Annotated in this window: 11 protein-coding genes; 8 read left to right on the top strand and 3 right to left on the bottom strand. The window is 42.0% G+C overall.

Annotated features, from left to right (window positions below):
- Nucleotides 1-231: 231 nt before the first annotated feature.
- Nucleotides 232-1,668 (bottom strand): glyceraldehyde-3-phosphate dehydrogenase, encoded by a 1,437-nt coding sequence (locus tag AB4407_RS01980; protein ID WP_009845680.1) that lies wholly within the window; start codon nucleotides 1,666-1,668, stop codon nucleotides 232-234.
- An 814-nt stretch (nucleotides 1,669-2,482) separates the two neighbouring features.
- On the opposite strand from AB4407_RS01980, the gene AB4407_RS01975 reads away from it, so the two are divergent.
- Nucleotides 2,483-5,074 carry an ATP-binding protein gene (locus AB4407_RS01975; protein WP_372118124.1) on the top strand — a complete coding sequence of 864 codons (2,592 nt, stop codon included), beginning with the start codon at nucleotides 2,483-2,485 and terminating at the stop codon, nucleotides 5,072-5,074.
- 367 nt (nucleotides 5,075-5,441) lie between these two features.
- On the opposite strand, the gene AB4407_RS01970 is transcribed toward AB4407_RS01975, so the two are convergent.
- Nucleotides 5,442-5,756 (bottom strand): DUF496 family protein, encoded by a 315-nt coding sequence (locus AB4407_RS01970; protein WP_004730049.1) that lies wholly within the window; start codon nucleotides 5,754-5,756, stop codon nucleotides 5,442-5,444.
- 195 nt (nucleotides 5,757-5,951) lie between these two features.
- Between AB4407_RS01970 and AB4407_RS01965 the strand changes: the two genes are divergently transcribed.
- The 6 genes from AB4407_RS01965 to AB4407_RS01940 all read left to right on the top strand — a co-directional run bounded on the left by AB4407_RS01965 (nucleotide 5,952) and on the right by AB4407_RS01940 (nucleotide 11,615).
- Nucleotides 5,952-6,152: a hypothetical protein gene (locus AB4407_RS01965; RefSeq protein ID WP_009845676.1), complete on the top strand. Its 201-nt coding sequence runs from the start codon at nucleotides 5,952-5,954 to the stop codon at nucleotides 6,150-6,152.
- A gap of 63 nt (nucleotides 6,153-6,215) precedes the next feature.
- On the top strand, nucleotides 6,216-6,872 hold the full coding sequence (locus tag AB4407_RS01960; RefSeq protein WP_139684368.1) for a YceH family protein: 657 nt from the start codon (nucleotides 6,216-6,218) through the stop codon (nucleotides 6,870-6,872).
- Nucleotides 6,873-7,187: a GIY-YIG nuclease family protein gene (locus AB4407_RS01955; protein ID WP_372118095.1), complete on the top strand. Its 315-nt coding sequence runs from the start codon at nucleotides 6,873-6,875 to the stop codon at nucleotides 7,185-7,187.
- A gap of 306 nt (nucleotides 7,188-7,493) precedes the next feature.
- Nucleotides 7,494-8,588 carry a substrate-binding domain-containing protein gene (locus AB4407_RS01950; RefSeq protein ID WP_372118092.1) on the top strand — a complete coding sequence of 365 codons (1,095 nt, stop codon included), beginning with the start codon at nucleotides 7,494-7,496 and terminating at the stop codon, nucleotides 8,586-8,588.
- Nucleotides 8,588-11,161, top strand: a complete 2,574-nt coding sequence (luxQ, locus tag AB4407_RS01945) for a quorum-sensing autoinducer 2 sensor kinase/phosphatase LuxQ (RefSeq protein WP_372118089.1) — start codon at nucleotides 8,588-8,590, stop codon at nucleotides 11,159-11,161. Before AB4407_RS01950 ends, luxQ begins: the two co-directional genes overlap by 1 nt.
- A gap of 103 nt (nucleotides 11,162-11,264) precedes the next feature.
- The gene (locus AB4407_RS01940) at nucleotides 11,265-11,615 is read left to right on the top strand and encodes a HopJ type III effector protein (RefSeq protein ID WP_372118086.1); all 351 of its coding nucleotides are present in this window, start codon (nucleotides 11,265-11,267) and stop codon (nucleotides 11,613-11,615) included.
- A 123-nt stretch (nucleotides 11,616-11,738) separates the two neighbouring features.
- Here the strand turns inward: AB4407_RS01940 and AB4407_RS01935 are convergent, their stop codons facing one another.
- Entirely contained in the window at nucleotides 11,739-12,047 is a 309-nt protein-coding gene (locus AB4407_RS01935) for a DUF1289 domain-containing protein (protein ID WP_372118085.1), read from the bottom strand.
- A gap of 159 nt (nucleotides 12,048-12,206) precedes the next feature.
- Between AB4407_RS01935 and yegD the strand changes: the two genes are divergently transcribed.
- The gene (gene yegD / locus AB4407_RS01930; RefSeq protein WP_372118082.1) at nucleotides 12,207-13,559 is read left to right on the top strand and encodes a molecular chaperone; all 1,353 of its coding nucleotides are present in this window, start codon (nucleotides 12,207-12,209) and stop codon (nucleotides 13,557-13,559) included.
- Nucleotides 13,560-14,222 lie beyond the last annotated feature (663 nt).

Below are 14,222 nucleotides of genomic sequence, written 5' to 3'. Positions count from 1 at the left end.
TAGCTTTGTTAGAACGGTAAAAACAAAGTTGGCGTAATAGAGACCAAAATAAAAGTAACAGATGTAAAAAGGCCACTTAGATCAGATAGAGAGAGCAGATCTAAGTGGCAACCTTCCTGTTTATACGGGGGAGTAAAACAAGAAGGGTTGCGAAGCCCATAATAGACTTCGCAGATATAATTATTATGTTGTGGAGCCGTTTGCGCTGAGTTAGTTACAAGATCGAAGTCGTTAAACTTCAGGGTATGTCTTGTAACGAACACCCATCATCTGTTCCATACAGTGAACAACTTGGCAGCTGTAGCCAAACTCGTTGTCGTACCAAATGTAAAGAACAGCGCGGTTGTCTTGCGCGATAGTTGCAACACCGTCAACCACACCTGGGTGGCGAGAACCAACCAAATCGGTAGATACAATCTCGGTTGAGTCGGTGTAATCAATCTGTGCAGATAAAGTCGAAGATAGCGCCATCTCACGCAGGTATTCGTTCAACTCTTCTTTGTTTGTGCCTTTCTCAAGGTTTAGGTTTGCTACTGCCATTGAAACGTTTGGCGTAGGTACGCGAATCGCATTACCTGTTAGCTTACCTTCCATTTCTGGCATCGCTTTTGATACCGCTTTAGCAGCACCAGTCGATGTCAGTACCATGTTCAATGACGCAGCACGACCACGACGATCACCTGAGTGGAAGTTGTCGATAAGGTTTTGGTCATTGGTAAATGAGTGAACCGTTTCGATGTGACCTGATAGGACACCAAACTTGTCGTGAACCGCTTTTAATACTGGCGTAATTGCGTTTGTTGTACAGCTTGCAGCAGAGATGATCGTGTCTTCTGGTTGAATGTCATTTTGGTTTACACCAAATACAACGTTCTTGATTTCACCTTTGCCTGGCGCAGTCAGTAGAACCTTCTTCGCACCATTACACGCAACGTGTTGGCTTAGGCCTTCAGCGTCACGCCACACACCTGTGTTATCAACCACAAGTGCATTCTCGATACCGTAAGATGTGTAATCCACTTCTGCTGGCTTGTTTGCGTAGATAACTTGGATGAAGTTACCGTTAACAATGATCGCTTTACGTTCTTGATCTACAACGATGCTGCCGTTGAATTGGCCATGAACAGAGTCACGACGTAGCAAGCTTGCACGTTTTTCTAAGTCACCATCTTTGCCGCCACGAACAACAATTGCACGTAAACGCAGTGGGTAACCTGGGCCACTTTTCTCGATCAATAGACGAGTGAGCAAGCGGCCAATACGACCAAAACCATACAAGACAACATCGCGAGGTTCTGTCATCGCCTCGCCTTCAAGCGATTCTAAAAGTGCAGTTTGTAGGAAATCATCCAACCCGTGTGTGTCTTCGCGATCTTGCCAGAATGTATGAGCAAGGCGACCAACATCGATACGACATGGAGACAAGTCCATAGAGAGAAGGTGTTGAATGATGGGTTGAGTCTGTTCTGCGGTAAGCGGAGAACCTGTGTAACGTTTTGCGATGCGGTGAGCTTTGATGATGTCGATAGTTGTTGCGTTAACCAGTGTTTTACCGAAGAGGATAACTTCAACGCCTTTTTGGCGATACAACTGACCTAAAGTAGGAGCGATTGATTCAGCAATAGTTTGACTAGTTTGCCAGTCTAGGAGGTGCTTTTCGGGACTCATCTTTACTCGGGACCTTTCACGTTAATTTCTGCAATCATAGCGAATGTAGGGTAGCCATGAGTGCATGGGGGAGTTGAGCTATCTAAGCTTTGGTGGTCTTTAACGCCACTTAAATTTGCTTGATATGCCTTGTGTGTAATTTGTAATTTTTATGTGGCAGGATTGTAAGGTACGACGAGTTATTCTGCTAGGAAAAATAAACATAGACTAATTGTCTGAAAATTGGCTTTTAATTGGTCATAAATTAAGGTTTTAGTGTCAAGAAAGGCTATTGACTTTAACAGTCTGTAGCACTTAATTTTCGCCAAAAAATACTCAGATCAAAACATGATGTGTAATAAAGGGAATTGCGATCATTGAAGATGTGATCATTAGCACTAGTTACACTTAAAAAGTAAACGACAGATAAGGTATTCAGCGAGTTTTCTTGTTCGACCTTTGAATAAGCTGAGTTTGAGTACAGAAAGTTCGTTACGCAAACGATTAGATCTCACAAATTTGACTTAACTTTGGTGTTTATTGGTTTCTAGAGCCGTGACTTGCTGGCATCTAGAGGCATAACCTTATCCTTTCACTTGTTTAAAACAGATCTTCCTCCTTAAATCCTGTATGTGGATAACGACTGACGCCAATTCCCTATGATTAGCTCATAATGTCATTTGTTAATATTCAATTTGATCAATAACTCCTGTTAATGTCCTATTCTTATATTGGGCTAGGTAAAAATACTATCGGGAAAGGAGTCGTTATAAAAATGATAAATATGTCAATTAGATGGCGTCTTATTTTTCTTTCAACAGTTTCTGTATTCATCATGTTTGGGTTTACAGTCAATGAAGTGCTCAAGAACGATAAGAAGATGAATCACCTTGAAGCAACGCGAATTAAGGTGGAAGCGCTTCAATCTTTTAATGCTGTTTCAAGTAGTGCTTATCAATGGTTAGTGCTGTCTAAAGACTCGCCAGAGAAAGGTCCGTTGTTTTTAGAGCTGCAAGCGGAAGTGGATAGGCTTGCTCATTACGAAATACAACTTCAACAGTTCGACAACAGTTGGACTGTCGAGCCGCAGTTGATTGAGTTAAAGAGTGTGTTAAAGAATCTCACGCGGGTAACCACTAGTATTGACAGCGACGCATCACAGATTACTGTCAGCAACGCACAGCAAACGGAACGAGCCTTTGACCTGTTAAAAGGCGTGTTAATGGAGCTGTCTGAATATCGTGCCAATATAGTGGACGAAAAGATCAACCAAACAGATGCGATGTTTATCAATCTTACTCACTACGTGTTCTGGACTCAGCGAGAAGCGTGGCTGAGTTACCGCTTGTATCGTTCTCCAGAGCTGATCGATAAATATTTATTGAGCTATGTTGGTGCTTTAGAAAGGCAACAACAGCTGTTAGGTACGTTTTTACGATCAGACAACCACTCGCTGGAAATTAGCAAACTGTTAAACATGTTCTCCCAAGATGAATTTCAAGACCGATTTACTGCTCGGCTTCTCAAAGGTGACTTCTCGGCACCTGAAATATATGAACATGTGGAAAACTTAGAGCGAAAGAAACTGGCGATCTCAAAGGCGGTTGGTGCTTATACCGATCAATTAAAGTTTGATTTGACAAAAAATATAGCGCTACAGAAAAGGCAAACGGCGGTTGTGACATTGCTTATCCTTGTTGTTTCAGGTGCTTTGTTATGGCTTGGTGTCGCGACATCTTTGCGCTTAAATAGAAACTTATCGATTATCTTGAAAGGGGTGTCTGAATGCGCGGATAGTTACGGCAAGCCTAAGGTGATTCATATTCAAGGTAACGATGAACTTGCCGAGTTCACTGAAACCCTCAATCGAGTGATGGAACGTAACTATCATCACAACAAAGAGTTGATAGAAGCAAAAGAAGATGCGATTTCTGCGAATAAAGCCAAGACTGCATTTTTAGCGAACATGTCCCATGAAATACGTACGCCGCTTAACGGAATTATCGGTATGGCGGAAATTTTATCTCAGAGCCAACTGAGCGCTAACCAACAAGAGGTACTTGAAGATATCGAGTCGTCTTCACATTCGTTGTTGGTGTTGCTCAATGACATTCTCGATCTTTCTAAGATAGAGTCGGGTAACTTAATGTTGTCGCCGCATAATGCCGATTTGCGAGAAGCGGTTTACGACTCTGTGAGCGTAATTTTGTCGAAAGCGATCAGTAAAGATATTGAACTCGATATCAACATTGATGCTCAAACCCCAACACAGCTGTTTTTCGATGAGTATCGTGTTCGACAAGTGCTGACCAATTTGCTGTCAAATGCTATTAAATTTACCTCAAAAGGCACGATTACAACGGATATTGCTTATACACCGATGTCTTTGGGGCGAGGTAAGCTTGAATGCAGTGTGTCTGATACCGGTATTGGGATTGAGCCAGAGAAGCTAGAGTCCATTTTTGAACCCTTCACTCAAGAAGATGGCAGTATTACTCGCCAATTTGGCGGTACAGGGCTAGGGCTTGCGATTTGTCGGCAGCTTGTTGACTTGATGGGCGGCTATATTACCGCGCGCTCAATGAAAGGAGGAGGCTCTACATTCACCTTTTGTTTGTACGTAGACACGGTCGAGGCTCACGCTGAAACGTTCGATAATCTAAGCCGTGCGACAATTATTTCCAATTCTTTCAATTACCTTGAGCAGTTGGTGAAAGAGTGTGAACGCTTGAATATTCGCTCCGACGTTGTTTCATCCGTTAGTACCGTTGATGAAAGTTTAACGGAGAGTGACTTAGTACTTTATTGTCACACGCTGCATCATTCTATGAGGAAAGATCTTGAGGCGTTAAAGGCGTTGTATCCGCTGACTCGCGTTATTGTGTGCCAGCATCACCTATTTAAAACCAATCTAATCACAGAAACGGTTCACTCGATTCATACATTACCATTTTTGGGTAGACGCTTCTTAAACAGCCTACGATCGCTTGATGCCGGTGAAGTACAATCACCGACTGTGGAAGTAAAAGATGAAGAAGTTCGTTCTCTGAATCGACGTATTCTGATTGTTGAAGACAACCTGATGAATCAGAAGATAGCGAGCTTCATCCTTGAGCAAGCGGGCTATGAATATTTGATTGCCAGCAATGGCCAAGAGGCGGTAGATGTCATCACCCAGGGCGCTCAGTTTGATGCCATTCTAATGGACTGCATGATGCCAGTTATGGATGGTATAACGGCGACTCGTGTGATTCGAGAGTGGGAGACAGATCAACAAGCCCCACCACTACCCATTATTGCTTTAACCGCTAGTGTCTTAGAAGAGGACATCAAAAATTGCTTTGAAGCAGGCATGAACGCCTACTTGCCGAAACCTTATAAATCCCACCAACTTTACGACTTGTTTAACAGCTTAGATATTGTGTGAGGGAAGCTAATTTTAAAGCTAAATCACTCTGCTAGGCACAAAAAAACCCACTACAAAGAGTGGGTTATGATGGCGTGTTGACCTTTCGAGCTGGTTTTTGCAGAGAGTTGCTGGGTATTTATACAAGACAGAGGCGTCGATGTGTAGCTAGCCTACATGAGAAGCCGATAACGCAGTAGAAATGACCAGCAAACGCTGCCAGAAGGGTTCGGCTAAAAGCGCTTTACTCTTTGTTGAGGGAGATTTGCTTAGAGTGACTAGGCTATTTCCCCCTCGCCGCGATTAAAACGCTTTTATCTCGAACAAAATTTAACCTCGAAAGGTCAACACGCCCTAACATTGTTACAAGTAAATTCGTTAGGTTAGATTACTTCTTACCTTGAGTTTGCTTGTCTTCTTCTGTTAGTTCACGAATACGACGGCTGATGTCGCGACGAGCTTTAGAGATCTCTGCACTCTTGATGATGTGATCATCAACGCGGTCTTCGTAGTCAGCTTTCATGTTTTTGATAATGCCTAGGATCTCGTCGTGAGTCATCTCTGGCTTGATGTAATCAAGTAGGTTATCAAGAAGGTCGACACGCTTGCGGTTGTCACGAACTTTCTTTTCGTTGTCTAAAAGTTCACGCTTAAGTTTGTTCTTACGTCGTGCTTGGTTAACAATTTCAAATACGCTGCTCATAGATTCCTTTTCCTAATCGTCAAATACGTTGTCTGGTTCTGATTAAAGCACATCAATTGATGATGTAACAGTATTTAGATCAAAGGAAAAGTAAGGTTGTTTAATTATTCGTCACTCTCTCTAACGTGTGATTGTTTTTATCTTACCGTTCAAGTTAGTATCCCATCTAGATACTGCATTGATACGACATGTGAAATGAATCAACAACAATTGGAAACAGAAGATTTGGGCGACGATGTCGTTGAATCTTCGGCAGAACAAAACAAGCTTCGTGATGCGTATGTACAAGAGCGCACTAATTTGGAAGTCGTGGAAATAGAGCTAAATCGTTCTAAGATCATAATGATTGATGAACAAGGCAGAAAGAAACGAGTACCGATTTTGTCTGAGCATTAGCCATAACTGGCTGCATTGTTAAATGTTGAGATGGAATTATCAAAATAATAAAAAGGAAAAACGATGAACACAGTACTTTCCCCAATTGAAGCGAGAATTATCGGTTGTTTGATCGAGAAAGAAGTGACGACTCCAGATCATTACCCACTGACACTAAATAGCTTAACAACGGCTTGTAATCAAAAGAGTAACCGTGAACCTGTGCTCTCTCTGTCTGAGTCAGACGTTTTAGATGCTGTTGATGGTTTGATCGGACGTCGTATGGTGAGCGATGAAAGCAGCTTCAACAGCCGAGTTAATAAGTATCAGCACCGTTTCTGCAACACTGAATTTGGTGATCTGCAATTTACAGAGCAAGAGCGTGCAATCATCTGCTGCATGCTGCTTCGTGGGGCCCAAACCCCAGGTGAACTTCGCACTCGAACTGGTCGCCTAGCGAATTTCAGCGATGTAAAAGAGGTGGAAGCGACACTTGATAAGCTAGCTGCAAGAGAAGCGGGCGCATTAGTGGTGAAGCTACCTCGTGAAGCGGGTAAGCGTGAGTCACGTTATCAACATCTGTTGAGCGGTGAAGTGGATGTTGAAGCGTTTGCGACGGCATCGATAAGTGCGGCAGCACCTTCTGCATCGAATGAAAAGTTTGAAGAGCTTGAGTCAGAAGTCGCGAGCCTACGTGAAGAAGTGGCAGAGCTTAAGGCTCTGGTTGAATCACTGCTTTAAATGTCTAAACCTGATAAAAGTGCGGATTGGGTCGTGTATTTGATCCGCAATCGACATAACGCCCTTTATTGTGGAGTGACGAATAACTTAGAACGTCGACTCGAACAACATCAAACGGGCAAAGGTGCAAAAGCCTTAAAAGGTAAAGGCCCACTTAAGTTGGTTTGGAGTATTGGTGTTGGGTCAAAAAGTGAGGCGTTAAAAACCGAATACGCGATCAAACAATTACCCAAATCTCGTAAGGAAAAATTAGTATCACTCAAACTAATCATTGAGTGGCAACAAGACAAAATTCAGTATATTCCAGTATCGTAACTCATCGTTAGAATTCTAATTCTCGGCTGAATGTTAGTCACGTGAATTGTTGTAAGGGAATCGATTAAGTTATTGATTAAATAGTGGTATTTTTATTTTTAATTGAGTTGGCTTTATCTTAGGAGTCATTAATCTTAATCTCCATTCCAAATTTACACACTGCACATTTAGAATGACATTCCAATTAGTATTAGACGCTATCATTTATCCTCGTTGTCCTACATAATATCTTTCAGCCATACAAAGAGATGGTGTCATGCTAGGTTAAAAAATGAGCCAAAGTAGCTCATATAAAACGAGAAAAATATGAAACGTTTACTTATATTATTGGGAGTTGCCGTGTTTTCTGCGTCTGCTCTCTCCCACGGTACCCACGTCCTGAATGGCTATTGGGAATATCAGGATTACCTCACTAAATTTCCAGAGCAAAAAGCATTGACCGATAAAATGGTTGAAGCTGTGCAAAATCCCCCTATGCCGTTGAGGCAAGTTCAGGATGAACCTATCACGATTTCAGTTGTGTACCCGGGGCAACAGATCTCCGACTATTGGGTTCGTAATATCCAAGCCTTTGAGAAACGCCTAGATAAATTGAGAATTAATTATCAAATAAATCAGGTTTTTACTCGTGATAATGCTAACCCCACTCAGCAGAGTATCTCTTTGCAAGAAGCGATTGAAAATAAAACGGATTATTTGATTTTTACGTTAGAGACGACGCGACACCGTAAGTTTATTGAACATGTGTTGAGCTCAACGGACACCAAATTGATTTTGCAAAATATTACCACGCCAGTACGTGCATGGGCCGATAGGCAGCCATTCATGTACGTGGGTTTCGACCATATGACGGGGAGTTTAAAGCTAGCGGATTACTTCAAACAAGTGAGCGAACCGGACAGTAAGTATTCTGTGTTATATCGTTCTGAAGGTTATATTAGTGATGCTCGTGGAGATACCTTTATCCATGATGTGAATTCGGATACTAACTTTGCTCTTAAGTCGTCCTTTTACACTAAATCAAATAAAGAGAGCGGTTACCAAGCAGCTAAAATCAGCCTTGCTAACGATAAGGATCTAAACTTTATTTATGCATGTGCAACTGATATTGCTCTGGGCGCAGCAGAAGCCATTCGAGAATCTGGTCGAGATGTCTTAGTTAATGGCTGGGGAGGCGGCTCTGCAGAATTGGAAGCTATAGCAAGGGGCGACTTAGATGTTACGATCATGCGCATGAATGATGATACGGGTATTGCCATGGCAGAGGCGATTAAATGGGATCTTACCGGGTTGGAAGTTCCTACCGTTTATTCAGGTGAGTTTGAAATTGTGACTAAAGAGGATTCTCCAGAACGTATTTTAGAACTTAAGCAGCGAGCATTTAGGTACTCAGACCAATAATGAATAAAAGCTACGCCATCACACCAAAGAACACTTTAGCCAAATTAATTACGCGTATCATTATTTTAGTGATAGGCGTGATGGCACTTGGCGTACTTATTCATAACTACGAAACAAGCAGTAGGATCGTTAAGCAAGAGACGAATAGAACGGTTAAGCAAACTTCTAGCTTGATCCAAAACATGTTCGATTATCGTTTATCAGTGCTGCAAATCCATCAAGACAGTAGCTCACACAGTGAAACTTTACGAGGGTATTTTGATACCAACAATGAAGAGGCTCTGAGCTACTTTTTTTATGGTGTTGACCAACGTGAGCCTGATCATGCTCCCGACTTACGCTTTGTTTCTACCTATAACGGTTTGGCTTGGGAAGATGGCAATGGTCAGTTCTATGGTTTGGATGAATCCAGTTTAAAACATATTTCTGATGAGGTCGCTTTTAGCAGTAACTGGCACTTCATCCAGCTGACTACGGATATCGGTAAGCGTCATTTGTTGGCTCGACGAACGCCTATTGTTGATAACAAGACTGGTGAAGTTCTAGGGCAGCTTTATGTTGCTATTGTTCTAGACAACAACTTTCCATTGGCTGAATCTATCCAGCAAGGCAGTAATTGCGAAAATATCGTCATTGAAGCGCATGGTACTCCGGTGACATCGACATTCAGTGGCGACGAAAGCTATACGATAAAAGACGTCCTCAGTTATAAAACGTATGAGCAACTACCTCGTCATTTCGTCACTATTGCAACCATTAAGATCAATGCTGTTGAAACTCCTCTAACCATTCGCGCGATCCAGAAAAACACGAATCTCATTGCACTCGAAGACAATTATGAACGTACCATCATTGTTATGATTGTGGTGATCATCATCATGTCTTTCCTTGCGCGAGCTTGGATTCAAAGAAGAGTCGCGGCAGAACTTGATAAATTAATGGAATTCACTCGCTCTGCAAGTGGCAATGAAGAGTTCAGCAAGTTTGATGGTTCAAATATTTTCGAATTTCACCACATTGGCTGCACGTTGGAAGACACGTTTGAGCGCTTATCTGAGCAACACCAAAAATTTCAAGATCTGTTTAATTTTGCGCACTCTCCAATTTTGGTTTGGTCCGAAAAAGGTGACTTAATTCAGATGAACCCAGCGGCTCGTATGGCGCTATTTGATGAAGATGATAACTATGGTGCAATGGCTCGAGAGTTTGAGCTCCGTATGTTGCCGAATATCCAGATGGTGGTTCAAGGCTCTAAACTAACGGGCATTAACGTGCCAATCGGCGAGAAGGTTTTTCGCTGGAACATGTCTGCAATCCGAGTTGAACACGGCATCAGCGGTGTGGTGGTGCAAGGTCAAGATATTACTAAACTTATAGAAGCAGAAAGACAGGCAGATCGAGCGCGTGAAGAGGCAGAGCATCTTGCCAGTGTGCGTGCAGACTTCCTCGCTAAAATGAGTCACGAAATTCGTACGCCACTGAATGGTATCCTCGGTGTCTCTCAGTTGCTTAAACGTTCAATATACAGTGAGGATAACCGTGATCAGGTTGATGTACTTTGCCATAGTGCAGAACATCTACTGGCGGTACTAAACGATATTTTGGACTTCTCTAAGATAGAGCAGGGACAATTCAATATTCAGAAGAAAGATTTCCTTCTAGGAGAGTTGGTTAACACCTTAGACAGCATCTATCGCCCACTTTGTGAGGATAAATCCGTCGAGTTTACCATTGTGAATCACTTGCTTGATGACATCGAAATAAACACCGACCAGGTTCGCTTGAACCAGATCATGTTTAATTTACTGAGCAACGCCCTTAAGTTCACTCATCAAGGCAGTATTTCCGTAAGTTTTGAAATCGAAAGTATCTTGAATACTGATTTCGCTAGCTTGATTGTTCGAGTAAAAGACAGTGGCATCGGTATTGACGAGAGTAAGATCGATGCTATTTTTGAACCTTTTGTTCAAGCAGAAGAAACGACGACTCGGGAGTATGGCGGTTCAGGACTTGGGCTTACGATTGTAAAGAACCTTGTCGATATGCTGGAGGGAGACATTCAAGTCCGAAGCGTTAAAGATCAGGGGTCTGAGTTCATTATAGAAATCCCAGTGGAGTTACACTCCAAGCCTCTGTTTGTCGACGTTAAGAAACAAGCCCACATCGAGCCTGAGGCATTGTTTAGTCGTTCGTTGAAAGTGCTGCTAGTGGAAGATAATCACACTAACGCCTTTATCGCACAGGCATTTTGCAAAAAGTATGGGATGGTGGTTACTTGGGCAAAAGGTGGCTTGGAAGCGATAGAGCTAGCAAAAAGCACGGTTTACGATCTTATCCTAATGGATAACCAACTCCCTAACCTTGGTGGAATTGAAACCACTCATCAACTAAGAGAGCAAATTGGTGTAACAGCTCCGATTTATGCTTGCACTGCTGATGCTCAAGAGTCAACAAGAGACAGGTTCATGGCTGCTGGAGCAAATTACGTGATCGTAAAACCGATAAAAGAAGCGTCGTTGCACAAAGCTTTTGTTCATTTCAAACAATTGTACTGGGATGATATTGAGCATTAAGTTGAGGTTAAAAATGAACCTCACCTTCGAGTAAACAACGGCTTACTCTTGCTGAAAAACAAGATACACTGCTTCAGATATGTACTTGATGGAGAAATATTAAATGGAACTGAAAACCTTATTGAATACTCTGGCTGATGCCCCAGAAAGCGTGCAATTTGAAGACACAATCCAAGTGATAGAAGCTCATTATGATTTTGCTGAGAGTGAATTTCGTAATGGTGATGTAGTGAATGCCGCTGGGCAGAATAATGGTTCGTGTAAGATTTTTGCTTTTGGTTTAGATCAAGGTCTATCTGCAGAGCAAACATTGGCTTGTTTTGGCCAATTTTATCGTGATGACGTATTAGGTTTTCCAGAGAACACTGACCATCAAAATATTCGTAACTTCATGACTCATGGTTGGAGTGGGGTAGAGTTTTCTCAGCGTGCATTGGTTTTAAAGGCTAAGTAAACTGTTTTTAAGGATTAAGTAAATAGGTTTAAAGACGAAGTAAACACTTACTAAGCAATAAGTATTTTGAAGCGAGACAAATCATATCTCGCTTCTTTAACTGCACAAGAACAGGCGTGCGGATTACTGAATAGGCAAGGCAGACAGGCATTTACGGCACATGCAAGCACCAGCTTTTGGAATATTGCTAGTATCACGCTTCTCTAACTCAAAGCACCAACACGTCTTTTTACCCGCACTGATATCGCATTGAGCTGGCTCATGACACTGCGGACATTGGTGAGTCGAACTCTCGCCACTAAGGTTATCCATGACTGACGTTCGTTCGTCTTCAGATAAGCCTTTCCAACCTATAATTTCATCCATTGTTCGAAAGCAGCCACTGCACATTCCGCCATTATTTTTACAAGCCGCTCGGCAAGGTGTTTTCATCTATCTAACCCATGATTCATTTGGGCTGAAATGTAGCATATTTGTTTGTCTATTAAGAGCCGTTAGGCTAAGAAATTACTCAGTTAAATTTAGAAATGACCTCGTAATTTAAAGGCTTTTCATGTAGCATCTCGCCCCTTTTGTTGAGTGGGGGATATTATGTTTATTGGATTTGATTATGGAACAGCGAACTGTTCTGTCGCGGCAATGGTTGATGGAAAACCAAGCCTGTTACCGCTAGAAGGTAACAATCACTATATTCCCTCAACCGTGTTTGCTCCTACTCGTGAGAGTGTTTCCGAACATCTATTTCGCCATTTGAATATCAAACCGAGTGATGCGGTTGGTGAGCAAGTGTTACGACGTGCTATTGCTTTGAATCGAGAAGAGAGTATCGATTTGGTACCAGAAGATATGGCGTTTGGTCAGGCGGCGTTGGACCTTTACTTAGAAGACCCTCGCGATGTTTATTACGTAAAATCCCCTAAGTCTTTTCTTGGCGCAAGCGGGTTGCATGATGTTCAGGTGAGTTTCTTCGAAGATTTAGTGTGCGCCATGATGGCCAATATTAAACACCAAGCAGAACTCACGACTCAAGAGCCGATCAAACAAGCTGTTATTGGCCGACCAATTAACTTTCATGGTCGAGGTGGTGAAGACGCAAACAGACAAGCAGAAGACATCCTTACTCGCGCTGCTAAGCGTGCTGGCTTCCTTGATATCGCCTTTCAATTTGAGCCAGTAGCCGCAGGCCTTGATTACGAAAGCACCCTGACTGAAAACCAAACGGTATTGGTTGTGGATATTGGCGGTGGTACCACCGATTGCTCATTGCTAGAAATGGGGCCAACTTGGTCGGGTAAAGCGAACCGAACCCAGAGTTTGTTAGCTCACAGCGGTCAAAGGGTAGGGGGTAATGATCTCGATATCTATCTAGCGTTCAAACAGCTGATGTCACCTTTCGGTATGGGTAGTAAAGGGATCTCTGGTATTGATATGCCATTGACTCAATTCTGGAACCCTATTGCGATTAACAATGTAGAAGCTCAAAAAAACTTCTATTCTCGTGAAAACCTTGCAGCGTTGAAGTTACTTCGTAAAGAAGCGTCAGAACCTCAAAAGTTAGATCGCTTGATGAAGGTTTATCACGACACTTTAGGTTACAGCATTGTACGTCGGGCGGAAGAAGCCAAGATTGCATTGGCAGAATCCTCCCAATATCGAACAGCAATCAATGTTGCATCAGATCTGATTGAAGTGGATATCTCCGTTGAGCAGATGATTGAAGCGATTGAAACGCCAAAATCTAAGATGATTGAATTGGTCAAAGAAGCGATTCAACAAGGTCAGAAAAAGCCAGATGTCATCTATATGACGGGTGGTTCAGCTCGTTCTCCTATTCTTCGAGAAGCAGTACAACAAGCCGTACCGAATGTGCCAATCGTGAGTGGTAACTATTTTGGTTCCGTAACCTCAGGCCTAGCACGTTGGGCTGAGGTTTGCTTCAAATAAGAATGTACTAATACCAATCGTAGTAAATAACTGGTCACCCTAGCTTGCTAAAACGCTCGATAACTGCGTTAGAATTTTTGATAGTAGAATAACTACTTATCGAAAAATTCTGCCTTGTTCTCAAGCCTTTTCCCTACGCTATTTTTGATCACTTACTTACTGTGATTGGTATAACTTGTATTAGGGCAACCAGTCACGGATTGGTTGCCCTTTTTTTTGTATTTTCTCTAGTGAACGTTCAATAAAGCAATAACCAATAAAGCAACTTTTGCTAGTTCAAATTGGGAATTGTTTCACAAGGCTAAATATTTCAGCACAGCTCATTGTGTTACAGGATGTTTCTAAGTTAATGGTATGTCGCAGAATGGTCTGGAAAGTCGTTTGTAGCCTAAGTGTCTAATGCTGTTTTTATGATTGAAAAATCAAAAAATTGAAGGTTTTTTATATCAAAATATACCAAAAATTAGCTTGAAGTTTGTTTTTAATGGTTTGTTTTTAATGGTATTTTTTGTTTTTATAGCGAGATTTTTTTTATTTTATATATTTTAATGCAACTTTTTTGTCAGTCGTATATTAGTGTTTTCCCACTTGTTAAATGCAGGTAACAACCTCTCCGTAAGCACGAGGTTGTTATGGAATCACTCTCCCAGTTACAAATGGATA

The sequence above is a fragment of the Vibrio sp. 10N.261.46.E11 genome (assembly GCF_041472735.1).
Lineage (GTDB): Bacteria > Pseudomonadota > Gammaproteobacteria > Enterobacterales > Vibrionaceae > Vibrio.
Note: the sequence above shows the minus strand (reverse complement) of the source record. Positions and strands in the feature narration are given on the sequence as shown.